This is a genomic window from Nocardioides sp. GCM10030259, from assembly GCF_042666375.1.
In the GTDB taxonomy this organism is placed as follows: Bacteria; Actinomycetota; Actinomycetes; order Propionibacteriales; family Nocardioidaceae; genus Nocardioides.
In genome coordinates this window covers 116,815-141,735 of the sequence record NZ_JBHTDF010000016.1, presented here as the reverse complement: position 1 = coordinate 141,735, position 24,921 = coordinate 116,815, and the positions used below count along the sequence as shown (strand labels likewise).

Below are 24,921 nucleotides of genomic sequence, written 5' to 3'. Positions count from 1 at the left end.
GTCGTGACCAGCCCCGCCCGCCTCGTCGTGCTCGTGTCGGGCTCCGGCACCAACCTCCAGGCCCTCCTCGACGCCTGCGCGGACCCGTCGTACGGGGCGCAGGTCGTGGCCGTCGGCGCCGACCGGGACGGCATCGAGGGACTCGCGCGCGCCGAGCGCGCCGGGGTCCCGACGTTCGTGCTCCGGGTCCGGGACCACCCCTCGCGTGAGGCGTGGGACGCCGCGTTGGCCGACGCGGTCGCGTCGTACCAGCCCGACCTGGTGGTGCTCGCGGGGTTCATGAAGCTGGTCGGCAGCGCGTTCCTCGCCCGCCACGGCGGGCGGGTCGTCAACACCCATCCGGCCCTGTCGCCGTCGTTCCCGGGGGTGCAGGGACCCGCCGACGCTCTCGAGTACGGCGTCAAGGTCACCGGCGCGACCCTCTTCGTCGTCGACCCGGGTGTCGACACCGGCCAGATCGTGGCCCAGACGGTCGTGCCGGTGGAGGACGACGACACGGTCGAGACCCTCCACGAGCGGATCAAGGTCGCCGAGCGGGCGATGCTCGTCGAGTCCGTCGGGCGGATGGCCCGGGAAGGGTTCGTCGTGACCGGTCGCCGGGTCCGGATAGGCTGACGACACACGACTGGCGCAGGTGGGCAACCACCGGGGAGTGACGCCGGGAGCATCGTCCGCCTGGGTGCCCCTCATCCGCACAACAGGAGAGTCCGTGTCAGACCACCGCATCCCCATCAAGCGCGCCCTCGTCTCCGTCTACGACAAGACCGGCCTCGAGGACCTCGTCCGCGGCCTGCACGACGCCGGCGTCGAGCTCGTCTCGACCGGCGGGTCGGCCGCGCTGATCGCGGGCCTCGACCTGCCCGTCACGAAGGTCGAGGACCTCACCGGCTTCCCGGAGTGCCTCGACGGCCGGGTCAAGACGCTGCACCCGCGGGTGCACGCCGGCATCCTCGCCGACCGCCGCCTCGACTCCCACGTCGCGCAGCTGGCCGACCTCGGCGTCGAGCCGTTCGACCTGGTGGTGTCGAACCTCTACCCGTTCACCCAGACCGTCGCCTCCGGCGCATCGCAGGACGAGTGCGTCGAGCAGATCGACATCGGCGGCCCGTCGATGGTCCGCGCCGCCGCCAAGAACCACCCGTCGGTCGCGATCATCACCTCGCCGGACCGGTACGCCGACGTGCTGGCCGCCGTCGCCGCCGGCGGCTTCACGCTCGCCGAGCGGCAGCGCCTCGCGGCGGAGGCGTTCGTGCACACCGCGACGTACGACGTGGCCGTGGCCTCGTGGATGGGCAACGTGCTGACCGACACCTCCGACGGCGAGGGATTCCCGGCGTGGGTCGGCGGCACCTGGGACAAGGCGTCCACGCTCCGCTACGGCGAGAACCCGCACCAGAGCGCCGCGCTCTACCTCAACGGCTTCGGCACCGGGCTCGCCCAGGCCGAGCAGCTGCACGGCAAGGAGATGTCCTACAACAACTACGTGGACGCCGACGCGGCCCGGCGGGCGGCGTACGACTTCGACGAGCCGGCGGTCGCGATCATCAAGCACGCGAACCCCTGCGGCATCGCCGTGGGCGCCGACGTCGCCGAGGCGCACCGCAGGGCGCACGAGTGCGACCCGGTCTCGGCGTTCGGCGGCGTCATCGCCGTCAACCGGCCGGTGTCGGCCGAGATGGCCCGCCAGGTGGCCGAGGTCTTCACCGAGGTGATCGTCGCGCCGGCGTACGACGACGGCGCGGTCGAGGTGCTCCAGGGCAAGAAGAACATCCGGATCCTCGTCTGCGAGCCGGCGCGGCGCGGCGAGGTCGAGATGCGACCGGTGTCGGGCGGGCTGCTCATCCAGCAGCGCGACTACGTCGACGCGCCGGGGGACGACCCGTCGACGTGGACGCTGGCGACCGGCGAGGCCGCGTCGGCGGAGGTCCTCGCCGACCTGGCGTTCGCCTGGCGGGCGTGCCGTGCGGTGAAGTCCAACGCGATCCTGCTGGCCAGGGACGGCGCCTCCGTCGGGGTCGGCATGGGGCAGGTCAACCGCGTCGACTCCTGCAAGCTCGCCGTCGAGCGGGCGGGGGACCGTGCCGCCGGGTCGGTGGCCGCCTCCGACGCGTTCTTCCCGTTCGAGGACGGGCCGCAGATCCTCATCGACGCCGGCGTCACCGCGATCGTCCAGCCGGGCGGCTCGGTGCGCGACGAGCTGACGATCGAGGCGTGCACGAAGGCCGGCGTCACGATGTACTTCACCGGCACGCGGCACTTCTTCCACTGATTGGATGTCCCTGTGACTGCACAGAAGCTGGACGGCTCCGCCACCCTCAAGGCGATCAAGGCCGAGCTCACCGAGCGGGTGGCCAAGCTGCGCGAGCGCGGCGTGGTGCCGGGGCTCGGCACCGTGCTCGTCGGCGACGACCCGGGCTCGCACTGGTACGTCGGGGCCAAGCACAAGGACTGCGCCGAGGTCGGCATCGAGTCGATCCGGATCGACCTGCCGGCCACGGCGACCCAGGCCGAGGCCGAGTCGGCGATCGACCGGCTGAACGCCGACCCCGCGTGCACCGGCTTCCTCGTGCAGCAGCCGACCGGGCTCGACGAGTTCCGGCTGCTGTCGCGGGTCGACCCCGACAAGGACGTCGACGGGCTGCACCCGACCAACCTCGGGCGCCTCGTGCTCGGTGAGACCGGTCCGCTGCCCTGCACGCCGATCGGCTGCATCGAGCTGCTGCGCCGGCACGGTGTGGAGCTCAACGGCGCCGAGGTCGTGGTCGTCGGACGCGGCATCACGGTCGGCCGCCCGATGGGCCTGCTGCTCACGCGCCGCAGCGAGAACTCCACCGTCACGCTCTGCCACACCGGCACCCGCGACCTCGCCGCCCACACCCGCGCCGCCGACGTCGTCGTGGCCGCCGCGGGCGTGCCCGGGATCATCTCGGCCGACATGGTGAAGCCGGGCGCCGCGGTGCTCGACGTCGGCGTCTCCCGTGTCGACGGCAAGATCGCGGGCGACGTCGCGGACGACGTGTGGGACGTCGCCGCGTGGGTGTCCCCGAACCCCGGCGGCGTCGGGCCGATGACGCGCGCGATGCTGCTCTCCAACATCGTGGCCGCAGCCGAGCGACAGGCCTCGTGAGCGACCAGGAGCCGCTCGAGCCGCCGCACGAGCCGCACGACGAGGCGCACGACGAGGAGGAGCCCGCCTCTGCGGAGGCGATCGACGGGGAGGAGCCGCGGCGCTATCCCTCGACGATCGGCGGCGCCTTCTACCTGGCCGTGCTCGCCGTCGTGGCGATCGGGATCGGGATCGTGACGACGGGGGAGTGGCGCGCCGGGATCCGCTGGTTCGGCGCGGCGCTTCTCCTGGCGGCGGTCATCCGTGTGGTGCTCCCGGCCAAGGACGCCGGGATGCTCGCCGTCCGCGCCCGCTGGTGGGACTGCGCCCTCCTCGCCGGTACCGGCGCCGCGCTCATCTTCCTGGCGGGCTCGATCCCTGACCAGCCCCTGTAGACGACGCTGACCCGCCAGAGGTCTCTGACGGGTCAGCGCTGCTGGTGGCTCAGATGAGCCCGAGCTCCGTGACGGCCTCGCGCTCCTCGGCGAGCTCCGCGGTGGAGGCGTCGATGCGGGCGCGGGAGAAGTCGTCGATGTCGAGACCCTGGACGATCTCCCAGCTGCCGTCCTTCGTGGTGACGGGGAAGGAGGAGATCAGGCCCTCGGGCACGCCGTAGGAGCCGTCGGAGACGACCGCCATCGAGACCCAGTCGCCCGCGGCCGAGCCGAGCAGCCAGTCGCGTGCGGCGTCGATGGTGGCCGACGCGGCGGATGCGGCCGACGACGAGCCGCGGGCCTCGATGATCGCGGCGCCGCGCTTGGCGACGGTCGGGATGAAGGTGTCGGCGATCCAGGCCTGGTCGTCGACGACCTCGGCGGCGTTCTTGCCGGCGATCTCGGCGTGGAAGACGTCGGGGTACTGCGTGGCGGAGTGGTTGCCCCAGATCGTCATCTTCTTGATGTCGGTCACCGCGGCGCCGGTCTTGGCGGCCAGCTGCGAGATGGCGCGGTTGTGGTCGAGGCGGGTCAGCGCCGAGAACCGCTCCTGCGGGATGTCGGGGGCGTTGGTCATCGCGATCAGCGCGTTGGTGTTCGCCGGGTTGCCGGTGACTCCGATGCGGACGTCGTCGGCGGCGACCTTGTTGAGCGCCTTGCCCTGGGCGGTGAAGATCGCGCCGTTGGCCGACAGCAGGTCGCCACGCTCCATGCCCGCCGTGCGCGGGCGGGCGCCGACCAGCAGCGCCAGGTTGACGCCGCCGAAGATCGTCTCCGCGTCGTCGCCGATCTCTACGCCGGCGAGGTTCGGGAACGCGCAGTCGTCGAGCTCCATGACGACGCCCTCGAGCGCCTTGAGGGCCGGCGTGATCTCGAGCAGTCGCAGCTCGATCGGGCGGTCGCCCAGGAGTGCACCGCTGGCGAGGCGGAAGAGCAGGCTGTAGCCGATCTGGCCGGCGGCGCCGGTGACGGCGACCTTCAACGGGGTTGAGCTCACGACGGACTCCTAGGAACACGTGGACGAGGAAGGTGGGTTTCCGGCTCCCGACGCTAGCAGCGGCCGAACCCCCTGCGATGCTGGGGTCCATGACGGCACGAGCTCCGGTGGGCGCGGTGTTCGCTGCCGTGTTCGCTGCGGTGTTCGCTGCCGTCCTCGCGGGCGCTCTCGCCGGCTGTGGAACGGCCTCCGACCCGAGCCCGCCCGGCGGCGTGGACCAGCTGGTCGTGCCCACGCCGAGCCCCGACCCCGACGACTTCGTCGCCGGGGTCGACAATGCATGGCTCCCGCTGCCGCAGGGCCGCACCTGGACCTACGACGTCGTCGACCCCCGGGGAACGCACCGCCTCAACGTCGCCGTGGCCGAGGGCCCCGAGATCGCCGGGGTGGACACGACCGCGCGCGTGACGACCGAGCGCGGGGAGACCACGACGGACTGGTTCGCCCAGGACGACCGGGGCAACGTCTGGTGGTTCGGTCGCGAGGGGGAGTGGGAGGCAGGCGCCGACGGCGCCCAGGCCGGACTGGCGATGCCCGACCGCCCGCGCGTCGGCGACGGGTTCCGTACGGCGTACCAGCCCGGCGTCGTCGAGGACGTCGCCACCGTGACCGCTCTCGACGAGTCCGTCACCGTGCCGGCCGGCTCCTTCGGCGACGTGCTCGTCCTCCGCGAGACCTCGGACCTCGAGCCCGGCGGCGCCCGGGAGAGCTACTGGGCGCGCGGCGCCGGCCTCGTCGAGCAGAGCGGCAGCGCCCGGGTGCTCCGGCTGGTCGAGGTCAGCGACTGAGCTGAGCCACGGCCGTCACGCGTGCGGCGGCCGGATCTGGGTGCCGCCGTCGCCGGGGTCGCCCTCCGGCCACTGCGTCGACTCGGGCGCCCGCTCGGCCTCGGCGGCATCCCGCGCGGCGGCGGCCTGCTCGGCCTCCTGCTGGGCCCGCCACTGCTCGGGCGTCGAACCGACCGGGTGCCACTGCTGGCCGACGGGGTCCCACTGCCAGCCGTCCTGGATGATCGGCTGCTCGGCGGGGGCGGGCTCGGCGGTCGTCTCCGGGTTCCACTGCTGCTGGTACTGGTCCGGCGCGGCGTACCCGGGCACCTGGGCGGCGGTGCGGGGCCGGCTGAACCGGATGCCGGAGCCGGTCACCGCGTCGCTGGCCCGCCCGAAGAGCAGCGGGTAGGCCACGCCGGCGATCGCCCCGCCGATGAACGGCGCGAGGATGAACAGCCACAGCTGCTCGATCGCGTCGGGACCGGCGAAGAGCGCAGGCCCGATCGAGCGGGCCGGGTTGACCGAGGTGCCGGTGGCGGGGATCGCGACGAAGTGGATGGCCGCGAGCGTGAAGCCGATCGTCAGCGGGGCCAGGGACGGGTGCTCGTTGCGCTCGTCGGTCACGGCCAGGATCACGGTGACGAAGATCGCGGTCAGGACGAGCTCGAGGAAGAAGGCCGCGCCGGCGGCGTACCCGCTACCGGCGTCACCGTAGGCGTTCTGGCCCATGTTGCCCTCGGCGTCGAAGTTCTCGAACCCCTGCATCAGCAGGAAGAGCGCCAGCGCGCCCACGACGGCGCCGACGAGCTGGGCGAGGATGTAGAAGCCCACCTCGCGCCAGGCCATCCGGCCGCCCATCGCGGCCCCGACGGACACCGCCGGGTTGAAGTGGGCTCCCGACACGCGGCCGAACGCGTAGACCATCACCATGACGGCGAGGCCGAACGCGAGGCCGACCGTGGTGATCGTCGTCGGCAGCAGCGCACCCTCGTTGGCGGCCTGCGCGGTGCCGTAGACCACGACGGAGCCGCAGCCGAAGAGCACGAGGACGAAGGTGCCGATGACCTCGGCGGTGAGCTTCTGCTGGATGGTGGGCTCGGACATCACATCTGCTCCCTCTTGCGGAGCCCCCCGCGGGCCCGGCGACAGCACCCTACCCGCGTCGACCCCCCGGTAGACCTCACCAGGACCGGGTGCCAAGGTGGAAGCGCCGACCCCGTCAGGTATCTTGACGTCAAGGAAGTTCGGCCTGCCCCAACCGGTCCAGCCCTCAGCCGTCCAGCACAGGAGACGCAGAACCCTCATGGCGAAGATCATCTACACCCACACGGACGAGGCGCCCCTGCTGGCGACGTACTCCTTCCTCCCGATCGTGCAGGCGTACGCCGGCAAGGCGGGTGTCGACATCGAGACCCGTGACATCTCGCTGAGCGGCCGGATCCTGGCCCAGTTCGGGATCGTCGACGACGCGCTGGCCGAGCTCGGCAGCCTGGCCAAGACGCCCGAGGCCAACATCATCAAGCTGCCGAACATCTCCGCGTCGGTGCCGCAGCTCAAGGCCGCGATCAAGGAGCTCCAGGAGCAGGGCCACGACATCCCCGACTACCCGGAGAGCCCCGCGACCGCCGAGGAGAAGGACGCCCGGGCCAAGTACGACAAGGTCAAGGGCTCGGCCGTCAACCCGGTCCTGCGCGAGGGCAACTCCGACCGCCGTGCGCCCGCGTCGGTCAAGAACTACGCCAAGACCCACCCGCACCGGATGGGCGCCTGGACCGCCGACTCGAAGACGAACGTCGCGACCATGGGCCACGACGACTTCCGCAGCAACGAGAAGTCGGTCGTCCTCCCCGCCGACGACACCCTGACCATCAAGCACGTCGCCGCCGACGGCACCGAGACCGTGCTCAAGGACGGCATCAAGGTCCTCGCCGGTGAAGTCGTCGACGGCACGTTCATGAACGTCGCCGCGCTGCGCCGCTTCCTCACCGAGCAGGTCGCCCGCGCCAAGGCCGACGACGTCCTCTTCTCGGTGCACCTCAAGGCCACGATGATGAAGGTCTCCGACCCGATCATCTTCGGCCACGTCGTGCAGGCCTTCTTCCCGACGCTCTTCGAGCAGTACGGCGAGCAGCTGGCCGCCGCCGGCATCTCGCCGAACGACGGCCTCGGTGGCCTGCTCAGTGCCGTCGAGAAGCTGCCGGACGGCGCCGCCATCAAGGCGGCCGTCGAGGCCGGCCTGGCCGAGGGCCCGAAGATGGCGATGGTCGACTCCGACCGCGGCATCACCAACCTGCACGTGCCGTCCGACGTCATCATCGACGCCTCGATGCCGGCGATGATCCGCACCAGCGGCCACATGTGGGGCCCCGACGGCAACGAGGCCGACACCCTCGCCGTCATCCCGGACTCCTCCTACGCGGGCGTCTACCAGACCGTCCTCGACGACTGCCGCGCCCACGGCGCCTTCGACCCGTCGACCATGGGCTCGGTGCCGAACGTCGGCCTGATGGCCCAGGCCGCGGAGGAGTACGGCTCCCACGACAAGACCTTCGAGGTCCCGGCCGCCGGCCAGGTCCAGGTCGTCAACGCCGCCGGTGACGTGCTCATCGAGCACGACGTCCAGCCGGGCGACATCTGGCGCGCCTGCCAGACCAAGGACGCGCCGATCCGCGACTGGGTCAAGCTCGCCGTCTCGCGCGCCCGTGCCTCCGGCGCCCCGGCCGTCTTCTGGCTCGACGAGTCCCGCGCCCACGACGCCAACCTGATCGCGAAGGTCAAGGAGTACCTCCCCGAGCACGACACCGAGGGCCTCACCATCGAGATCCTGTCGCCGGCCGACGCCACGGCGTACTCGCTGGAGCGCATCCGCAAGGGCGAGGACACCATCTCGGTCACCGGCAACGTGCTGCGCGACTACAACACCGACCTCTTCCCGATCCTCGAGCTCGGCACGTCGGCGAAGATGCTCTCCGTCGTCCCGCTGATGAACGGCGGCGGCCTCTTCGAGACCGGCGCCGGCGGCTCGGCGCCCAAGCACGTCCAGCAGCTGGTCAAGGAGAACTACCTGCGCTGGGACAGCCTCGGCGAGTTCTTCGCGCTGGTGCCGTCGCTGGAGCTGTACGCCGAGCAGGCGGGCACCCCGGCCGCGCAGGTGCTCGCGGACACGCTCGACCGCGCCACCGGCACGTTCCTCAACGAGGACAAGTCGCCGACCCGTCGCCTCGGCGGCATCGACAACCGCGGTTCGCACTTCTACCTGGCTCTCTACTGGGCCCAGGAGCTCGCGCAGCAGACCGAGGACGCCGACCTCGCGGCCGCGTTCAAGCCGCTGGCGGACACCCTCGCCGCGAACGAGCAGCGGATCGTGGACGAGCTGATCGCGGTGCAGGGCTCGCCGGCCGACATCGGCGGCTACTACCGGCCCGACGACACCAAGTCGGACGCCGTGATGCGCCCGTCGGCGACGCTCAACGAGGCGCTGGCCTCCCTTGGCTGACCCGACGCCCGGCCAGCAGGACGAGGCCCACGCCGGCTATGCCAGCTGGGACCAGCGACCGGCGCTCGGGCGCCGGGGCATGGTCGTGATGGTCGGTGTCGTGGTGGTGATCGCGGCGGCGGCCTTCGGGATCGTGTCGCTGGTCTCGCGCGGGTCCGACACCCAGGAGACGGCGATCCGGGTGCCGACGTCAGGGTGGATCGACGGCCAGGAGGTCGGCTCCGAGACCATCGTCGGCACGCTCTCCGTCGACGACAGCCGGTGCGTCTACCTCGAGGGTGATGGCGGCCAGCAGGTGTTCCCGGTGTGGCCGGCCGGCTTCTACGGCCGGCTCGACGGGGCGAACCAGGTGCGGCTGTACGACGGGAAGGACGAGCTCGTCGCTCGCGACGGGGCCTCGATCCAGGCGTCGGGCACGTTCCAGTCCGCGGCGCAGTACGCCGGCGAGCCGTGCGTGCCCGAGGAGGGCGACGTCGCGGTGGTGCAGTCCGAGGTCACCGTCACCCGGTAGCGGTCAGCTGTACAGGCCGAGGAAGCTCCTGGCCGCCACGTCCACGATCTCGTCCGGCGTCGCCTCGAGCGAGCCGGTGAGCCAGCGGGTGATCAGCTCGGCCATCCCGCCGATGAAGAGCGCGCCCGCGATCTCGTCGTCGCGCTCCCCGTGGCGCGCGCCCCAGAGCTCGCGCGACACCTCGGACGACCGGTGGGCGAAGTGGTGGAGCAGCTCCGCGCGGCGGGCGCGGAGGGCGGGCAGGGCGGCGGCCTCGATGATCGCGACGCGGCCCTTCCGCGGGTCCTCCAGCAGCAGGTCGACGAACTCGCGCACCGACGCGAGCACCTGCTCGGCCGGGTCGCCCGTGACGGCCTCCGCCGCCCGCGTGGTGCGCTCCTCGATCTCGACGGCGATGGCGTCGAGCACGGCGGCCAGGGCCTCGTCGAGGTTGCGGAAGCTCTCGTAGAAGTAGCGCTCGGTGAGCCCCGCCTCGGCGCAGATCCCGGTCATCGTCGTCCGGGTCTCCGGGTCCGCCCACACCGCCAGCGTCGCCTCCATCAGGCGCGCGCGGCGCTCGGCCATCCGCTCCTCGGCGGACACCCCGCGGTAGATCCCTGACGGCACGGCCATGGCGCCACCATCTCATGGCCGCCGGGCCGTTCCGACAAGGTTGACAGGATGCCCTTCCTGATTCAGTCTGGGCGGAAGGCACCCGGCAGCAGGAGGTCACCATGACGGACCAGGCGACGCCATCGGTCCCGGCTCCGGCGGCCCCGCCCAGGGAGGTGCCCGAGCAGCTGCGCAGCGACCGGGGCCTGCCGCTCGTCGGCCGCGTCTTCGAGTACGCCAAGGACCCCGTCGCGTTCTTCCGGCACCAGTGGGAGACCTACGGCCCGGTGTCGCCGTTCGCCGCGGTGCTCGACAGTGCGGTCGTGCTGCTCGGTCCCGACGCCTGCGAGCAGGCGCTGCGCAACGTGGACAAGGCGTTCGCCAACGAGCCGGCGTGGGGCCGGATCGTCGGGCCCTTCTTCAACCGCGGCCTGATGCTGCTCGACTTCGAGGAGCACCACGGCCACCGCCGGATCATGCAGGAGGCGTTCACGCGCGACCGGCTCACGGCGTACGCCGACCGCATGCACCCGGCCATCGCCCAGGGCATGGCGGCGTGGGACACGAAGCCGGGATTCCAGGCCTATCCGGCGCTGAAGCAGCTCACGCTCGACATCGCCGCCGACATCTTCATGGGCGGGGCGGAGCACACCAGCCGCGAGGAGATGGACCGCGTCAACAAGGCGTTCATCGCGTGCGTCCAGGCGGCCGCGGGCATCGTCCGCGCCGACGTGCCGTTCACCCGCTGGGGCCGGGCCTTCCGGGGCCGCAAGGTCCTCGAGGACTTCCTGCGCGGCTACCTGCCGGCGAAGCGGGCGACCCGCACCGACGACATCTTCTCGGTGCTCTGCCACATCGAGACCGAGGACGGCGAGCGGTTCAGCGACGACGACGTCGTCAACCACATGATCTTCCTGATGATGGCCGCCCACGACACGTCGACCATCACGACCTCGACGATGCTGCAGTACCTCGGCCAGCACCCGGAGTGGCAGGACCGCTGCCGCGAGGAGGCGCTCGCGCTCGGCCCGGAGCCGTCGCTCGCCGAGCTCGAGGGGCTGCAGGCCGTCGACTGGGTGATGAAGGAGGCGCTGCGGCTGCGCGCGCCCGTCCCGATCCTGGTGCGGAAGACGGTGAAGGAGACCGTCGTCCAGGGCTACCGGATCCCCGCCGACTCCAACATCATGGTCGGCGTGCAGTGGTCGCACCTGATGGCGGACCACTGGAGCAACCCGATGGAGTTCGACCCGGAGCGCTTCTCGCCCGAGCGCCGCGAGGACAAGTCGCACCGCTACGCCTGGGAGCCCTTCGGCGGCGGCGTGCACAAGTGCATCGGCCTCTACTTCGCAGGCATGGAGGTCAAGGCGATCCTGCACCGGCTGCTGCGCAACTACCGGTGGACCGTGGACCCCGGCTACGTCGCCCCGCTCGACTACCACTCGCTGCCGTTCCCCAAGGACGGCCAGCCGATCGACCTGGTGCGCACGGCGTAGGACGCCGATCCCGGCCGGCGCCGGCGCTTCCGGGACCGTCAGGACTCCGGTCCCGGATGCTTCTCCGACTTCCCGGCCGACCCGGGGCACGTGCCTCATGCGCGCGGCGTCCAGCTCCCTGACGCTGTCGTCATGGACATCAACCTTCGGCACCTCATCGCCTGCTCGACCTCCGGCCTGCTCCTCGTCGTGCTCGCGCCGGTCACCGCTTCGGCTGCTCCCGCGGAGATGACTCCCGAGCAGGCCGGCGCGTTCTACCTGCGCCACGAGTGCAGGAACAACGTGGCCCTCTTCCTCTTCATCGACGAGGTGACGCGCAACGGATACATCCGGCCCGCGGACGTCGAGAAGCGGTTCTCCCGGTTCAAGAAGGAGACCAGGAAGCTCGGCGTGGCCCAGACCCGGTTCGCCACCAACCTGCTCGCTCCACCCGATCTCTGGCCCGCGCCGGTGGCGGGTTCAGTGCAGGCCGTCGCCGACGCCGGACTCAGGAGCGGGGACCTCCTCGGTCGAGCCGCCGAGGCGTCGAAGCCCCAGGGGTGGTGGCGGAAGTTCAGGAAGGCCAACCGCCAGATGATCGAGGTCGAGGACGGCAAGACCGAGATCCGCACCCTCCTGAACCTGTCGGAGACCGAGTGCTGACCTAGGCAGTCCCAGGCTCAGTCGTCGGGAGGAAGCCCGGCGAGCAGCTGGTCGCGGGCGACCAGCTGGGGGGCGACCCGGCGGGGCAGCGTCGGCGAGCGTGCTCAGCCGGCGTACCGGCACTCCAGCTCCCAGCCGGACGGCGCGAAGGCGCGCACCTGATCCTCGGTGACGTAGGGAGCGGCGAGCCGACAGGCCTCGTCCACGTCCCAGAGCGGCCGCCTCAGCCGCACCGTCTCGTCGGCGCCGGCGGAGGCGACCAGGTGCCCGTCCGGGCTGAACGCCACCGTCGAGACCCGCCTGGTGTGGTCGTCGAGCGGTGGGCCGACCGGATCGCCGGTGGCCGGGTCCCACAGTCGCACCGTCCCGTCGGAGCCGGCGGAGGCCAGCAGCTTCCCGTCCGGGCTGAACGTCGCCGCCAGGACCTCGCCGCTGTGGCCGGTGAGCGGGCGGCCGACCGGGTCGCCGGTGGCCGGGTCCCAGAGCCGCACCGCTTCGTCGGCGCCGGCGGTGGCCAGCAGGCTTCCGTCCGGGCTGAACGCCACGGACGAGACCTCGTAGCGGTCCGCGTCGAGCGGGCGGCCGACCGGGTCGCCGGTGGCGGAGTCCCAGAGCCGCACCTTCTCGCCCTGGCCCGCGGTGGCCAGCAGCTTCCCGTCCGGGCTGAACGCCACCGTCGTGATCCCGTACTGGTGGCCGGTCCGCCACCGGCGCACCGGTGTGCCAGCGTCCGGGGCCCAGAGCTGCAGGACGCCGCCGTAGCCGGTGACGGCCAGCAGCCCTCCGTCCGGACTGAACGCCACCGCATAGATCCCGTCGTCGTGGCCGGTGGGCCACTGGTCGAGCAGGTCGCCGGTGTCGGCGTCCCACAGTCGCACCGTCTGGCCGCCGCCGCCCGACGCCAGCAGCCGCCCGTCCGGGCTGAGTGCCACCGCCCAGACCCCGTAGCGGTGGCCGGTGGGCCACTTGCCGATCGGGTCTCCGCTGTCCGGGTCCCACAGCCGCACCGTTCCGTCCTCGCCCGCCGAGAGCAGGCTCCCGTCCGGGTTGAACGTCGCCGCCACGACCGTGCCGCGGTGGCCGGTGAGCGGCCGGCTCACCGGATCGCCGATGGCCGGGTCCCAGAGCCGCACCGACTGGTCCTCGCTGACCGAGGCGAGCAGCCGGCCGTCCGGGCTGAACGCGACGGCCGAGATCCAGTCGCGATGGCCGGTGAGCGGTCGTTCGACCGGGTCGCCGGTGGCCGGGTCCCACAGTCGTACCGCTTCGTCCTGGCCGGCGGAGGCGAGCAGCCGCCCGTCCGGACTGAACGCCACCGTCGAGACCGCACCGCGGTGGCCGGTGAGCGGCTGGCCGACCGGGTCGCCGGTCTCTGGGTTCCACAGCCGCACCGTCCCGTAGTCGCCGGCGGACGCCAGCAGGCTCCCGTCCGGGCTGAACGCCACTGCCTGGACCGTGCCGCGGTGGCCGGCGAGCGGCTGCCCGACCGGGTCGCCGGTGGCCGGGTCCCACAGCCGCACGGCGCCGTACTCGCCGGCGGAGGCGAGCAGGCTCCCGTCCGGGCTGAACGCCACCGTCGAGATCGTGTCGCGGTGCCCGGTGAGCGGCTGCCCTATCTGGTCGCCCGTGGCCGGGTCCCACAGCCGCACCGTGCCGTCGGAGCCGGCCGAGGCCAGCAGTGTCCCGTCCGGGCTGAACGCGACCGCCCAGACCGCGCCGCGGTGCCCGGTGAGCGGCTGCCCGACCGGATCGCCCGTGGCCGGGTCCCAGAGTCGCACCGCCCTGCCGCGGTCGGAGGCCAGGAGCGTCCCGTCCGGGCTGAATGCCAGGGCGCCGACCCCGGTGCTGGCGGGGGCGGCGCGCCACTGGCGTACGGGGTCGCCACTGCTGGGGTCCCACAGCCGCACCGTGCCGTCGCCGCCGGCCGATGCCAGCAGCGTCCCGCCCGGGCTGAACGCCACCGCCCAGACCCCGTCGGTGTGGCCGGTGAGCGGCACGCGGACGGGTTGCCCGATCCGGTCCGCCATGGCCAGCCGCGCATCGACCAGCGCATCGGTCGCCTCTCGGAGCGGGTTCGAGCTCGCTGCGCTGCTCTCCGCTCCGAGTGCGACGGCCAGGGCAGGGTTGCTGTCGGCGACGTCGCGCGATGCGCTCGACAGGGCGAGGGCCGCCGCCTCGTTGCGCTGCTTCACGGCCTCCTGCCGCTGCTTCACCGCCTCCTGCCTCTGGTTGGTCGCGATGACCGCGGAGGCGAGCGCGCCGACGGTCAGGACGACGAGGGCGACGACTGCTGTGCGCCTGAGGCGTCGGAAGCGCCTGAGCTCCCGCACGTCGTCGCTCGCCAGCTCGTACTTCGGCTTGCCGTGGATCGGGGCGGCCAGGTCCGTGACCTTCTCCCGGAACATGGGGGCGTGCGGATCCCACGGCTCGTCGTCGCTCACGTCGACGTAGAACGGCTCGGCGACGAAGGCTCCCGGTTCCGTGAGCACCGGGAGCGCAGCATCGGAGGGGACCGGGTCGAACCTGGAGTGGCTGCCGTCCCAGCGCAGGCGCCCGCTGGCGACCACGAACAACACCTCGGCGGACCCGCGTCGTTCCAGCCAGTGCGCAACCTCCCGGTTCACCCATCCTGAGCCGACCGCGGCCGGCGAGAGGACGACGACCAGGTAGCGGGAGGCATCCATGGCCTCGACGACCTTGCCCCACAGGTCCGGGCTGGCGGTGAGGTCGGTCGCGTCGCGGAACACGCGGAGGGCGTTGAGCTGACCCATGCGCCGACCGATGCGGTGCAGGCACTTCTGGACACCCGCGGCGATCCGCCGATCATCGTGGCAGTACGAGATGAAGGCGTCGTAGGTCCATGGCTCCGACTGACCCGGAGTCCGCACGCTTGGAGCCTCCGAGACCATGCGCCATCTCCTCCTCGCAGCATCATCCTGCAAACGAGCAGCCGGCGACAGCGCATCCTCGTCGACCGATCGGGGGGCCAGGGCGGGATGGACCGAGGATCATCTGAGACATGTCGCTATGGAGCACGTACTTCAGGGTCGGCCCACCCGCGGAGCCCAGGGCAGTGAGCCCACACCTCTGGAACGACGAGGCCACGATCAAGGCGTACTACGCGCACGATGACCGGTACCAGGTCGCGATCATGGAGCAGTACAAGCTCTACGTGGAGCTGACGGACCGCATCTCCGCCCGACGGGGCCTCGCCAACACCTTCTTCCTCACCCTGCACGGCGCGATCCTCACCGTGATCGGCGTGTTCTGGAAGGACCGGCCGGACGACTTCTCCCCGTGGTTCCTGCTGCCTGTCCTCGTGCTGGCGCTCGGCCTCTGCCTGGCGTGGTTCTGGGTCGTGCGCTCCTATCGCCAGCTCAACTCCGGGAAGTTCGCTGTCATCGGCGCGTTGGAGGAGAGGCTGCCCGCGTCGCCCTGGTGGAACGGCGAGTGGCAGGCGCTGCGGGGGGAGCAGCAGGACAAGTCCCTCTACTGGGCGTTCACCCACGTGGAGATCTGGGTCCCGGTGCTCGTCGGGCTCGTCTACGTCTGCGGCGCTGCGGCCGTGCTCGCGACCAACCTCTGATCGCCGTTCGACCGAACAGCCCTCAGTCGTCGGGCGGCAGCCCGGCGAGCAGCTGGTCGCGGGCGGCCGTCCAGGCACGACGGATGGAGCGCTCGCTGGAGACCGCCCGCAGCATCCGCAGGCCGCGGATGGTCGAGATCGCGGTCGTCATCACGTCGGCGAACTCGTCGCGGTCGACCAGCTGGGGGGCGACCCGGCGGGCGGCGTCGGCGAGCGTGCTCATCACGGCGTGGTCGAACTGCACGAGGTGCCGGCGCAGCTCGGCGTCGGTGCGCGCGGCGGTGAACAGCTCGAGCTGGGCGTAGGAGACCGGACCGCTGAAGATCTCCCAGAGCCGGGTAAGGAGCACGGCGTACTGCCCCGCCGGCTCGTCGGCGACGTTGAGCGGCTTGGAGACCAGGTCGGCGACGAGCTTGTCGGTCAGGTGGCTCAGGGCCTGGACGACGAGCTCGGCCTTGGTCGCGAAGTAGTGGGCCTGGGCCCCGCGGGTCACCCCCGCGCGGCGGCACACCTCGGTCGTCGTGAGCCCGGCGTAGCCGTTGTCGACGAGCACGTCGATGGTGGCGTCGAGCAGGGCGCCACGGGTCGCGGCGCGTCGCTCGGCCTGGGTACGGCGTCGAGGTCGTGCGGGGCTGTCGGTCGTCATCTCGCCGTCAATCTAACCGCGTCAGACGGCCGCGAGGGTCGACACGAGCCAGTCGTCGCCCTCGCGCTCCATCGTGACGACGACCCGGCTCTGGTCGAGCTGGGGTCGCTCGATCCTCCGGCTCTGCGAGAGCTGGTCGACGAAGAGCAGCACCCGGGCGTTGTCGTCGTCGGACTCGAGCACGGTCGACTCCTTCACGTCGGCGGAGACGACGGCCTTCAGCCCGGGCGCCGACCGCGCCAGCGGCTCCTGGACGTCGGCGTACTCCCGCTCGGCGTCGCCGGTCAGCAGCGGGGTGGTGTCGGCGACCCCGGCCTCGAGCCGGCGGTAGTCGTAGGACAGCACCGCCGTCACCGCGCTCTCGGCGGCGTCGCGGATCGCGGCGACGCGGCGCTCCTCGCCGCGTCGCTCGTGCAGCGACCACTGGCCGACGGCGATCACGGCGAGCGCGGCGACCAGCACCACCCCGGCGACGACGACCAGGACCGTACGGCGGCGCATCTCAGGCCACCGGGCTGATGTCGGAGATCAGCCAGTCGTCGCCGACCCGGGTCAGCGTGATCTCGAGGCGGTAGCGCCGCTGCGATGGCGTGCGCGTCGCCTTGTTGGTGATGGTCGCGTCCACGGCGGCGATGACCACCGCCGCGCGCGACGTCTGCCGCACCACGCCGATCTGCGTCACCTCACCGCGCGAGATGCCGCCGGCCTCGCGGATCGCTCCCGTCAGGGCGCCCAGCGCCTTGGTGAACTCCTCGCGGAACGTGCCGGTGGAGATCGCCGCGACCCGGTCGAGGTCCTCGTCGATGTGCCGGTGGTCGTACGACGTGAACGCCGTCGCCGCTACGCGGCCCGCGGCCAGGGCGGCGCGCCCCCGCTCGTCGGCGGCCCGCTCGTCGCGCACCTCGAGACCGGTCCAGACGGCGCTGGCGACGGCGGCCAGCACGACGACCGCGGCGACCAGCGGCAGCCAATGACGGCGGCGCGGTGGGGCGGTCTCCTCGGGCGCCCCGACCGTCGGCGCCTCGGTGGTGTCGGTCGTCATCGCAGGTCCTCCTTCAGGATCAGTCCTTGCAGGTCGGTGGCCGGCAGCATCCGCACGTTCGCAGCGGCGTCGGCGGATGACTCGGCGGGCGGGTCGGTGGTGGGGGCAGGGTCCTCCTCCGCGGAGGACGCACCCGGCCCGAAGCCGCGCGGGTTGTCACGGGTCAGCACCTGCGCGGTCGGGTCGCCGGGCGGGCGAGGGACGTTCGCCGCGCCGCGTACGCCGATCCTGCTGCCCCGGGGCTCGGCGCAGAACGCGTTGAGGTTGGCGCGCAGCGGCGGGTTGCCGGGCTCGGCCGACCGCAGGTGGCCCTGCGTCGGGGGCGTCCCGGACGACTCGTAGCCGCGGGTGCACACGGCCTGCGTGGTGTCGATGACGGCGCCGAGCCGCGCGTAGCCGTCGCCGGGCTGGATGTTGAACGTGCCCTGGATGATCCGGGGCAGCAGCACGAGCTGGGTGTTGAGGCCGCGCAGCCGGATCGGCTCGGCGACGATCTCGCCGACCGACAGCAGGTTGCCGAGCAGCACCCCGACGTCTGCCTGGTTGGCCGCGAGCACCCGGCGTACGTCGTCGAGGGTGGCCGGCGCCTCGGCGAGGATCGCCTCCAGCTCGGGGTCGCTCTCGGCGAGGGTCCGGGTGAGCCGGTCGAGGCCGTCGCTGAGCGCGCGCAGGTCGGGGGCGAGCTCGTGCTGGGTGCGCAGCATCCGCTCTCCGTCGCGGAGCAGCGCGGAGGTGCGCGGCTGGATCGCGACGAGGTCGTCGCTCAGCTGGTTGGTGCGCACCAGGACCGTCGCGAGGTCCTGCCCGCTGCGCGAGAACGCAGTGCCGAGCTCGTCGACCACCTGCCGCAGCTTCGGCTTGCCGATGCTGGTCGCCAGCCGGTCGAGGTGCACCAGCAGGTCGGTCACCTGCTGCGGCGTCCTGGCCGCGGAGACCGGCAGCACCTCGCCGGCGGCGAGGTAGGGGCCGTCGTCGTCGGGCGGGATCAGCTGGACGTACTGCTCCCCGACGGCCGACAGGTGCGCCACCCGGACCAGGGTGTCGTCGGCGACCCGGATGTCGTCGTCGAGCTGGAGGTGGGCGCGTACGCCGTCGGGGGTGAGCTCGAGGGACTTCACCCGGCCGACGGGGACGCCGCGCAGCGTCACCTCGGCGTTGGGGAAGATGCCGCCGGACTCGGGCAGGTCCGCGGCGATCTCGTAGGAGCGGCCGAGGTAGCGCTCGGGGATGCCGACGTACTCCACGCCGGCGACCACGACGGAGACGACGGCGACGACCGCGAACAGCGCGACCCGGATCCGGCTGCTGATGCTCACGGCACGGCCCCCACTCGGGGCGACAGCAGGTCGAGCAGGCCGCCGACGATGTCACCGACGCCGCCGCCGCCGACGACGCCCTCGCCGAGATCCGGGGCCGACGGGGTCGTGGCCGGCTCGTCGGGCCGGCTCGGGGGAGCGGCCGGCTCGTCCGACTGCGGCGTCGGGGCGACCATCGACAGCAGCTGCTCGAGGTCGAGGACGACGGAGCCCTTGACCGCGCCGTACGTACCCGAGAACGCCGGCACCGCGGTGTCGGCGAAGGGGTAGGTGACCAGGAGCGTGATGTTCTCGGGCACGAGGTGGGCGACCTTGCCGAGCTCCTTCGCGACCGGCGCGAGCGCCTCGAGGTCGGCGACGGTGGCGTCGGTGCTCCGCTCGATCACGTGGGTCGCGTGCGCGTGGAGCTCGTCGAGGCTGCCCAGCGCCCGCTTCAGCAGGCCCACCTGGCGGGCGAGTACGCCGGTCGCGGGGTCGAGGTCCCTGACGGCCCGGCCCAGCACGTCGCGCTGGGCGGCGAGCACCCGGTTGAGCCGGGCGGTGCTCTCGAGCGCCGCGACGAGCGCCGGGCGGCCGCGGTCGAGGCCGCTGACGATCGCGTCGAGGTCGCCGAGCAGCGCCCGGGTGTCCTGCTCGCGTCCTCCGAGCGCGGTGGACAGCTCGCGGGTGATCGTCGAGAGCTGCTGGAGGCCGCCGCCGTTGAGCAGCGCGCCGAGCGACGACAGCAGCTGCTCGACCTCGACGTCCTGGGTGGTGCGCCCGACAGGGATGGTGCCCGCCTCGCGGAGGCTGCCGCCGCCGCGCTCCGGGGCGACGAGCGCGACGTACTTCTCGCCCAGCAGGCTGGTGCTGCGGATGACGGCAGCGGTGCCGGCGGGCAGGTCGTGGCCGTCGTCGATCTCGAGGTGGGCGACGGCGACGTAGCCGCTGTCGTCGCGGCCCACGTCGACCGAGGTCACCCGGCCGACCGGGACGTCGGCGACGCGAACCGTCGAGTTCGGCACCAGGTCGAGCGCGTCGCGGAAGCTGGCCTGCACCGCGTACGTCGAGCCGCCGCCCGCGGCGCCGGGGAGCCGCGCCCGGGTCACGTCGGGCAGCGCCCTCACGCCGAGCACGACCACCGCGACGGCGACGACCCCCACCGCCAGGGTCAGGGCCAGGGCCCGGGAGCGCGCCGAGATCCTCACCGGGCACCTCCCGGCGGGTCCGGGACCCCCGGCGGGCAGAGGGCGGCGAGCGTGGGGCCCTCCAGCAGCTGGCAGATCGTCGTGTCGGCGTTCGCGAGCAGGGGCGTGAGGTCGACGCGCGCGTCGAGCACACCCGTCTCGAGGTTGGCGGCGCCGAAGATGCCCTCGGTGCCGATCGGTCCGAGGTCGGCGATCTCCATCAGGTCGCGCTGGCGATCGGCGAGCGTCGTGGACAGCCGGCGCAGGAGGCGGACGTCGGCGGTCAGCGTGTCGCCGTTCTCTCGGACGAAGGACCGGACGGCGCGCACGGTCGCGCCGATGTTGCGCACGGTGGCGCGCAGCTGCCGGCGCTGGCCGGCGAGCTGGGTCGTCACCACGCCGAGGTTGCGCTCGAAGGACCGGATCGCCCGGTCGCTTCCGGCGAGGGAGGTGACGAACGTCTGGAGCTGCTCGATGGTCGTCACGATGTCCCCGCGGCTCTGCCCCATGGTGTCGAGCGCGTCGGCCACGTCGGTCAGGGTCTGGCGCAGCGTCGCCCCGTTGCCGTCGAGGGCGCCGGCGGCGGAGTCGACGAGGTCGGAGAGGGCGCCGTCGCGGTTGGCGCCCTTCGGGCCCAGCGCCCGGACGAACGAGTCGAGCTCGGCGGTGACGTCGTCGAGCTCGAGGGGCGCCGCGGTGCGCTCGGCGTCGATGCGGTCGCCGTCGCCGAGCCGGGGTCCCTCCAGCCACGGCTTGGTCAGCTGGACGTACCTGCTGCTGAGCACCCCGGGCGGCACGATCACCGCCCCCGTGTCCGGCGCGACCGGGGTCGCGGGGTCGAGCTCCATGACGACCTCGACGTCGCCGCCCTGCGGGTTGATCTCGTTGATGGTGCCCATCGGAACCCCGACGACGCGCACGTCGTCGCCCGGGTAGAGCCCGATGGTCGACGGGAACGTCGCGGTGACCGTGATCCGGTCCGGCGCGGTGCCCCTGGCCCACACGAACGCCGCGGCGACGAGCACCAGCACGACCGCGGCTGCGATCCTGCGGGTCATGGCAGGCCACCCCTCAGATCGACCGGGACCAGGCCGGCGAAGGTGCCGTCGAACCACCGCCCGTTGCCCACGACGTTGACGAAGTAGCGCAGGTACGGCGCGAGCAGCCGCAGCGACTCGTCGAGGTCGGCGCGGTGCCGGTCGAGCACCCCGAGCACCTCCTCGAGGTCGCGCAGGGCCGGCGAGAGCTCGCCCCGGTTCTCCCGGATCACCGCCTCGACGGTCGCCGCCAGGCTGCCCGTCGAGCGCAGCAGCGAGCGGATCACCTGCTGGCGCTCGGCGAGCGTGGAGAGGATCAGCGCGCTGTTGTCGATGAGCGTCACCACGTCCTTGCTGCGCCCCGCGAGCGTGTCGGCGATGGCGGCGGTCTGCGCGAAGAGCTCGCGCACGTCGGCCTCCCGCCGGGTGACGACGCGGGCGAGCGCGGACAGCCCGGTCGCCGCCGTACGCACCTCCGGGGTCGCCGGGTCGATCGCGGCGCTCACCGCGCCGACCGCCCGGGTGAGCCGCTTCGTGTCGATCGGCCGGAGCTCGTCGGCCGACCGAAGGAGCGCGTCGGTGACCCCGAAGGGCGTCGTGGTGCGGTCGAGCGGGATGGTGGCGCCCTCGGCGAGCGAGCCGGTGCCCGACGGCCGCAGCACGAGGCTGCTCTGCCCGAGCAGCGTGTCGAGACTCAGCGTGGCGGTCGTGCGGTCGCCCAACGGCGTCGAGGTGTCCACGGTCAGGTCGACGACGGCGTGGTCGCGCTCCACGCGGACCGCATCGACGGTGCCGACCGCGAGCCCGGCGATCCGCACCGGGTCGCCCGGCGCGACGCCGGCGACGTCGGTGAACTCCGCGTGCAGCTGCCGGCCGCCGCCGGAGAACAGGTCGGAGAGCGCGGACAGCCGGAAGGACGCGACCAGCAGCAGCGCGCAGACCACGAGGGTGACGACGCCGATCGGCCGGGCGTTGCGAGTGGGGCCGATCATGCGCCGCAGATCTCCGTGCTCGGCCCGGACGGGGGCACCGCCACGGGCGGCGCGTCGCCGGGCAGGTGGACCTCGAGGCCCAGGCCGCAGTTGAAGAACTGGAACCACGAGCCGTACTGCGCAGACCGCATGATCGCATTGAGCTTGACCGGCAGCAGCTCGACCTTCTCGGCGAGCTTGTCGCGGTTCTGCCGGAGCCGGCGACCGGAGTCGCGCAGTCCCTCGACGGTGCCGCGCAGGTGCGGTCGCGCCCGTGTGAGCAGCGTGTCGGTCGCGGTCGCCAGCCCGTCGATGCCCGCCAGCGCATCGACGATCTGGCCGCGGTCGCGGGCGAGGCCGCCGGTCAGGTCGCGCAGGTGGGTGACGAGCCGGTTGAAGGGCCCGGTCTGCCGGTTGAGCGTCGTCAGGACCGTCGACAGGTCCTGCACGAGCGTGCCGATGGTCCGGTCGCGGCGGCCGATCGCGTGACCGAGCGACCCGGTGCTGTCGAGCAGCGAGGCGATGGTGCCGCCCTCGCCCTGGAGCGCCTTGACGAGCGAGAGCGACAGCGCGTTGATCGAGCTCGAGTCGAGTCCGGCGAAGAGCGGCTTGAACCCGTTGAAGACGGCGGTGAGGTCGAGCGCCGCGCGGGTCCGCTCGAGCGGCAGGGTGTCGCCGGGCTCGAGCGGGCTGCCGCCGGGCACGGGCACCGACAGGGCGAGGTAGCGGTCGCCGATCAGGTTGCGGTAGCGGATCACCACCGACGTGCGCGTTCCGAGCCGCACGGACTCCTCGACCGCGAACTCGACGCGCGCCCGGGCGTCGTCGGTGAGGGTGACGGACTCGACGCGGCCGACGCTGACGCCGGCGAGGCGCACGTCGTCGCCCGGGGCGAGCCGGGTGGCGTCGGTGAAGACGGCGGCGTACGTCGGCGCGTCGTCGTCCTGGTAGCCCTGGATCGTGCGGGCGAGGAGCGCCGTCATGAGCACCGTGACGACCGCGAAGATCGCCACCCGGAGGAGGGACCGGCGGAAGCCGGTGTGCGGGCCGCTCATCCGAGCGCACCTCCGAGGAGCATCGGCAGCAGGTCGCCGAGCGGAGCGGTCGGGCTGCCCGGCAGCCCGTCGACGCTGTTGAGGGGGCCGGCGCCGTCCTGGTTGCGGATCCGGTCGAGCTCCTCCGGGATCTCCGGCCACGGCACGGTGCCCTTGCCGCCCTCCGGGGTGACCGGGCAGTAGGGGCCGTAGGCGCTCAGGTCCAGGCTCTTCGGGTCGTCGATGCCGGGCTGGTACATGCCCCGGCTGAGCGAGACGTACAGCCGCGCCTTGAGGTAGGGCCCGTCGGCGAAGACGGCCTCCAGCCGGTCCTTGGCCTTCACGACGCCGCGGACCAGGCAGGCGATCTCGGGCGAGTACCTCTGCAGCATCTCGAGCACCGGCCGGCTGACCTCGACGACCTCGATCGCGGTCTCGCCGACGAGGTCGACGAAGCCGCGGGTCACGTCGGCGAACCGGCGCGACGACACCAGGAGCCGCCGGAGGTCGCGGCCGTGGGCCGTCAGCGTCCGGGCGGTGACGCCGGACTGGCCGAACGTCCGCAGCAGCGGGTCGGCCACGGCGTGGTAGTCGTCGCCGACCTCGGCGAGCAGGCCGGCGTCGGTGACGACCAGCGGCACGGTCGGCCGGACGCCGCGGGTCAGCTCGCGGCTCGCGGAGATGGTCTCGCCCATCAGCTCGCCGCGCCCCTGCACCGCGGTCGCGATGGCGGTGAGCGTGGTGTTCAGCTCGGCGGGCGAGACGGCGTCGAGCAGCGGCGCGAGGTCGTTGAGCACGGTGCTGGTCTCGATCGCGACCGAGCTGCGGTCGCGCTCGATCACGGCGCCGTCGGCCAGGCGGGCGACGGCCGGCTCGGCCGGGAGCCCCAGGTCGACGTACTTCTCTCCGAAGATCGTCTTCGGCAGCACCTGCGCGGTGACGTTGGCGGGGATCAGGTCGAGGCGCCCGCGCTCGATCGCGAGGTCCAGGCGCGCGCCCCGGCCGCCGGGCGCGGGTTCGATCCGGTCGACGCGCCCGACGACGATGCCGTGGAGCTTCACGTCGGCGCCCGCCGACAGCTGCGACCCGGCCCGGTCGACCTCGAGCCGCACGCGGGCCGGGTCGTCGAACGCGTGGGTGAAGACCGCGATGGACATCGCGAGCAGGCCGACGACGACGGCGATCGCGAGCAGGCCCAACGCGTGCAGCGAGCGTCGGGTGTAGAGCCGCGCGAGCAGCCCGCCGCCCGGTGCCTCGTCGGCGTACGGCGAGGGCCGGCTCATCCGGCTATCCGGACGGTGTCGGAGGCTCCCCAGAAGGCGAGCGAGATGAAGAAGTCGCTGACGGTGACCAGCACGATCGACGCGCGCACCGCCCGACCGACGGCGACCCCCACGCCGCCCGGCCCGCCGCTGGCGGTGAAGCCGTAGTAGCAGTGCACGAGCACGACCATCACCGCGAACATCAGCGCCTTGACGAGCGAGAGCAGCACGTCGAGCGGCGGCAGGAACAGGTGGAAGTAGTGGTCGTAGGTGCCCACCGACTGCCCGAAGCTCTGCGTGACGACGAAGCGGGTCGCGAAGTAGGAGGAGAACAGCCCGGCGAGGTAGAGCGGCACCACGGCGATCAGCCCGGCGACGACGCGCGTGGTCACGAGGTAGGGGATCGGCGGGATCGCCATCGCCTCGAGAGCGTCGATCTCCTCCGCGATCCGCATGGCGCCCAGCTGCCCGGTGAAGCCCGCGCCGAGCGTCGCGGAGAGCGAGATGCCGGCGACGAGCGGCGCGATCTCGCGGGTGTTGAAGTACGCCGAGATGAAGCCGGTGAAGATCGAGGCGCCGATGTCGTCGAGCCCGGTGAAGCCCTGCAGGCCGACCTCGGTGCCGGTGAAGAAGGACAGCAGCAGGATGATGCCGAACGTGCCGCCGATGACCGCGAGCGCGCCCGACCCGAACGACGCCTCGCCCAGGAGGCGCCAGACCTCGTGGCGGTGGTTGCGGAGGGCCCCCGGCGCAGCGACCGCCGCCCGCCCGTAGAAGAGCAGCTGGTGGCCGAGCCCGGCGAGCCGGTCGCTCATCCGCTG

Annotated in this window: 24 protein-coding genes; 10 read left to right on the top strand and 14 right to left on the bottom strand. The window is 72.6% G+C overall.

Features of this window, described 5'->3' with window-relative positions; all coding sequences use genetic code 11:
• The first annotated feature begins 3 nt into the window (after positions 1-3).
• The 4 genes from purN to ACFQQI_RS13075 all read left to right on the top strand — a co-directional run bounded on the left by purN (position 4) and on the right by ACFQQI_RS13075 (position 3,501).
• A complete protein-coding gene (gene purN, locus ACFQQI_RS13090) occupies positions 4-615 on the top strand; it encodes a phosphoribosylglycinamide formyltransferase (protein WP_378563715.1) in 612 nt (203 codons plus the stop codon).
• Positions 616-709: 94 nt separating this feature from the next.
• Entirely contained in the window at positions 710-2,269 is a 1,560-nt protein-coding gene (purH, locus tag ACFQQI_RS13085; RefSeq protein WP_378563712.1) for a bifunctional phosphoribosylaminoimidazolecarboxamide formyltransferase/IMP cyclohydrolase, read from the top strand.
• A 12-nt stretch (positions 2,270-2,281) separates the two neighbouring features.
• Positions 2,282-3,127, top strand: coding sequence for a bifunctional methylenetetrahydrofolate dehydrogenase/methenyltetrahydrofolate cyclohydrolase (locus ACFQQI_RS13080; protein ID WP_378563709.1), 846 nt, complete (start codon positions 2,282-2,284; stop codon positions 3,125-3,127).
• The gene (locus ACFQQI_RS13075; RefSeq protein WP_378563706.1) at positions 3,124-3,501 is read left to right on the top strand and encodes a DUF3017 domain-containing protein; all 378 of its coding nucleotides are present in this window, start codon (positions 3,124-3,126) and stop codon (positions 3,499-3,501) included. The genes ACFQQI_RS13080 and ACFQQI_RS13075 overlap by 4 nt, the downstream gene beginning before the upstream one ends.
• Before the next feature lie 49 nt (positions 3,502-3,550).
• On the opposite strand, the gene ACFQQI_RS13070 is transcribed toward ACFQQI_RS13075, so the two are convergent.
• On the bottom strand, positions 3,551-4,537 hold the full coding sequence (locus ACFQQI_RS13070) for a malate dehydrogenase (protein ID WP_378563703.1): 987 nt from the start codon (positions 4,535-4,537) through the stop codon (positions 3,551-3,553).
• 89 nt (positions 4,538-4,626) lie between these two features.
• Between ACFQQI_RS13070 and ACFQQI_RS13065 the strand changes: the two genes are divergently transcribed.
• Positions 4,627-5,325 carry a hypothetical protein gene (locus tag ACFQQI_RS13065; RefSeq protein ID WP_378563700.1) on the top strand — a complete coding sequence of 233 codons (699 nt, stop codon included), beginning with the start codon at positions 4,627-4,629 and terminating at the stop codon, positions 5,323-5,325.
• A 15-nt stretch (positions 5,326-5,340) separates the two neighbouring features.
• On the opposite strand, the gene ACFQQI_RS13060 is transcribed toward ACFQQI_RS13065, so the two are convergent.
• On the bottom strand, positions 5,341-6,411 hold the full coding sequence (locus ACFQQI_RS13060) for an MIP/aquaporin family protein (protein ID WP_378563697.1): 1,071 nt from the start codon (positions 6,409-6,411) through the stop codon (positions 5,341-5,343).
• 199 nt (positions 6,412-6,610) lie between these two features.
• Here ACFQQI_RS13060 and ACFQQI_RS13055 point away from each other — a divergent pair, with 199 nt between their 5' ends.
• Together ACFQQI_RS13055 and ACFQQI_RS13050 are read left to right on the top strand one after the other, a co-directional pair.
• Entirely contained in the window at positions 6,611-8,803 is a 2,193-nt protein-coding gene (locus ACFQQI_RS13055) for an NADP-dependent isocitrate dehydrogenase (RefSeq protein ID WP_378563694.1), read from the top strand.
• Positions 8,796-9,314, top strand: coding sequence for a hypothetical protein (locus tag ACFQQI_RS13050; protein WP_378563691.1), 519 nt, complete (start codon positions 8,796-8,798; stop codon positions 9,312-9,314). Before ACFQQI_RS13055 ends, ACFQQI_RS13050 begins: the two co-directional genes overlap by 8 nt.
• Before the next feature lie 3 nt (positions 9,315-9,317).
• Here the strand turns inward: ACFQQI_RS13050 and ACFQQI_RS13045 are convergent, their stop codons facing one another.
• Positions 9,318-9,926: a TetR/AcrR family transcriptional regulator gene (locus ACFQQI_RS13045; RefSeq protein ID WP_378563688.1), complete on the bottom strand. Its 609-nt coding sequence runs from the start codon at positions 9,924-9,926 to the stop codon at positions 9,318-9,320.
• 101 nt (positions 9,927-10,027) lie between these two features.
• Here ACFQQI_RS13045 and ACFQQI_RS13040 point away from each other — a divergent pair, with 101 nt between their 5' ends.
• Together ACFQQI_RS13040 and ACFQQI_RS13035 are read left to right on the top strand one after the other, a co-directional pair.
• A complete protein-coding gene (locus ACFQQI_RS13040; RefSeq protein ID WP_378563685.1) occupies positions 10,028-11,398 on the top strand; it encodes a cytochrome P450 in 1,371 nt (456 codons plus the stop codon).
• 132 nt (positions 11,399-11,530) lie between these two features.
• Positions 11,531-12,040 (top strand): hypothetical protein, encoded by a 510-nt coding sequence (locus ACFQQI_RS13035; RefSeq protein ID WP_378563682.1) that lies wholly within the window; start codon positions 11,531-11,533, stop codon positions 12,038-12,040.
• A 104-nt stretch (positions 12,041-12,144) separates the two neighbouring features.
• On the opposite strand, the gene ACFQQI_RS13030 is transcribed toward ACFQQI_RS13035, so the two are convergent.
• Complete coding sequence (locus ACFQQI_RS13030) at positions 12,145-14,928, bottom strand: TIR domain-containing protein (RefSeq protein WP_378563679.1); 2,784 nt, start codon at positions 14,926-14,928, stop codon at positions 12,145-12,147.
• A 185-nt stretch (positions 14,929-15,113) separates the two neighbouring features.
• Between ACFQQI_RS13030 and ACFQQI_RS13025 the strand changes: the two genes are divergently transcribed.
• A complete protein-coding gene (locus ACFQQI_RS13025) occupies positions 15,114-15,626 on the top strand; it encodes a hypothetical protein (RefSeq protein ID WP_378563676.1) in 513 nt (170 codons plus the stop codon).
• A 22-nt stretch (positions 15,627-15,648) separates the two neighbouring features.
• On the opposite strand, the gene ACFQQI_RS13020 is transcribed toward ACFQQI_RS13025, so the two are convergent.
• From ACFQQI_RS13020 to ACFQQI_RS12975, 10 genes are read right to left on the bottom strand one after another with little or no spacing between them, the layout of a single operon-like run.
• Positions 15,649-16,272, bottom strand: a complete 624-nt coding sequence (locus ACFQQI_RS13020) for a TetR/AcrR family transcriptional regulator (protein WP_378563673.1) — start codon at positions 16,270-16,272, stop codon at positions 15,649-15,651.
• Between the two features lie 21 nt (positions 16,273-16,293).
• Positions 16,294-16,773: a hypothetical protein gene (locus ACFQQI_RS13015; protein ID WP_378563670.1), complete on the bottom strand. Its 480-nt coding sequence runs from the start codon at positions 16,771-16,773 to the stop codon at positions 16,294-16,296.
• Between the two features lies 1 nt (position 16,774).
• Positions 16,775-17,314: a hypothetical protein gene (locus ACFQQI_RS13010; RefSeq protein WP_378563667.1), complete on the bottom strand. Its 540-nt coding sequence runs from the start codon at positions 17,312-17,314 to the stop codon at positions 16,775-16,777.
• Complete coding sequence (locus ACFQQI_RS13005; RefSeq protein ID WP_378563664.1) at positions 17,311-18,630, bottom strand: MCE family protein; 1,320 nt, start codon at positions 18,628-18,630, stop codon at positions 17,311-17,313. The genes ACFQQI_RS13010 and ACFQQI_RS13005 overlap by 4 nt, the downstream gene beginning before the upstream one ends.
• Positions 18,627-19,817 carry an MCE family protein gene (locus ACFQQI_RS13000; protein ID WP_378563661.1) on the bottom strand — a complete coding sequence of 397 codons (1,191 nt, stop codon included), beginning with the start codon at positions 19,815-19,817 and terminating at the stop codon, positions 18,627-18,629. Before ACFQQI_RS13000 ends, ACFQQI_RS13005 begins: the two co-directional genes overlap by 4 nt.
• Complete coding sequence (locus ACFQQI_RS12995) at positions 19,814-20,854, bottom strand: MCE family protein (protein WP_378563657.1); 1,041 nt, start codon at positions 20,852-20,854, stop codon at positions 19,814-19,816. The genes ACFQQI_RS13000 and ACFQQI_RS12995 overlap by 4 nt, the downstream gene beginning before the upstream one ends.
• On the bottom strand, positions 20,851-21,825 hold the full coding sequence (locus ACFQQI_RS12990; protein ID WP_378563654.1) for an MCE family protein: 975 nt from the start codon (positions 21,823-21,825) through the stop codon (positions 20,851-20,853). Before ACFQQI_RS12990 ends, ACFQQI_RS12995 begins: the two co-directional genes overlap by 4 nt.
• The gene (locus tag ACFQQI_RS12985) at positions 21,822-22,859 is read right to left on the bottom strand and encodes an MCE family protein (protein ID WP_378563651.1); all 1,038 of its coding nucleotides are present in this window, start codon (positions 22,857-22,859) and stop codon (positions 21,822-21,824) included. Before ACFQQI_RS12985 ends, ACFQQI_RS12990 begins: the two co-directional genes overlap by 4 nt.
• Positions 22,856-24,121: an MCE family protein gene (locus tag ACFQQI_RS12980; RefSeq protein ID WP_378563648.1), complete on the bottom strand. Its 1,266-nt coding sequence runs from the start codon at positions 24,119-24,121 to the stop codon at positions 22,856-22,858. Before ACFQQI_RS12980 ends, ACFQQI_RS12985 begins: the two co-directional genes overlap by 4 nt.
• Positions 24,118-24,915: an ABC transporter permease gene (locus tag ACFQQI_RS12975; protein WP_378563741.1), complete on the bottom strand. Its 798-nt coding sequence runs from the start codon at positions 24,913-24,915 to the stop codon at positions 24,118-24,120. The genes ACFQQI_RS12980 and ACFQQI_RS12975 overlap by 4 nt, the downstream gene beginning before the upstream one ends.
• Positions 24,916-24,921: the final 6 nt, after the last annotated feature.

What these genes read in the sequence shown, in the direction of transcription:
- ACFQQI_RS13055 (WP_378563694.1), top strand. Translation starts at nt 6,611, where the DNA reads ATGGCGAAGATCATCTACACCCACACGGACGAGGCGCCCCTGCTGGCG.
- ACFQQI_RS13020 (WP_378563673.1), bottom strand. Translation starts at nt 16,272, where the DNA reads ATGACGACCGACAGCCCCGCACGACCTCGACGCCGTACCCAGGCCGAG.
- ACFQQI_RS13045 (WP_378563688.1), bottom strand. Translation starts at nt 9,926, where the DNA reads ATGGCCGTGCCGTCAGGGATCTACCGCGGGGTGTCCGCCGAGGAGCGG.
- ACFQQI_RS12990 (WP_378563654.1), bottom strand. Translation starts at nt 21,825, where the DNA reads ATGATCGGCCCCACTCGCAACGCCCGGCCGATCGGCGTCGTCACCCTC.
- ACFQQI_RS13010 (WP_378563667.1), bottom strand. Translation starts at nt 17,314, where the DNA reads ATGACGACCGACACCACCGAGGCGCCGACGGTCGGGGCGCCCGAGGAG.
- ACFQQI_RS13060 (WP_378563697.1), bottom strand. Translation starts at nt 6,411, where the DNA reads ATGTCCGAGCCCACCATCCAGCAGAAGCTCACCGCCGAGGTCATCGGC.
- ACFQQI_RS13035 (WP_378563682.1), top strand. Translation starts at nt 11,531, where the DNA reads ATGGACATCAACCTTCGGCACCTCATCGCCTGCTCGACCTCCGGCCTG.
- ACFQQI_RS12995 (WP_378563657.1), bottom strand. Translation starts at nt 20,854, where the DNA reads ATGACCCGCAGGATCGCAGCCGCGGTCGTGCTGGTGCTCGTCGCCGCG.
- ACFQQI_RS12980 (WP_378563648.1), bottom strand. Translation starts at nt 24,121, where the DNA reads ATGAGCCGGCCCTCGCCGTACGCCGACGAGGCACCGGGCGGCGGGCTG.
- ACFQQI_RS13065 (WP_378563700.1), top strand. Translation starts at nt 4,627, where the DNA reads ATGACGGCACGAGCTCCGGTGGGCGCGGTGTTCGCTGCCGTGTTCGCT.
- ACFQQI_RS13040 (WP_378563685.1), top strand. Translation starts at nt 10,028, where the DNA reads ATGACGGACCAGGCGACGCCATCGGTCCCGGCTCCGGCGGCCCCGCCC.
- ACFQQI_RS12985 (WP_378563651.1), bottom strand. Translation starts at nt 22,859, where the DNA reads ATGAGCGGCCCGCACACCGGCTTCCGCCGGTCCCTCCTCCGGGTGGCG.
- ACFQQI_RS13015 (WP_378563670.1), bottom strand. Translation starts at nt 16,773, where the DNA reads ATGCGCCGCCGTACGGTCCTGGTCGTCGTCGCCGGGGTGGTGCTGGTC.
- ACFQQI_RS12975 (WP_378563741.1), bottom strand. Translation starts at nt 24,915, where the DNA reads ATGAGCGACCGGCTCGCCGGGCTCGGCCACCAGCTGCTCTTCTACGGG.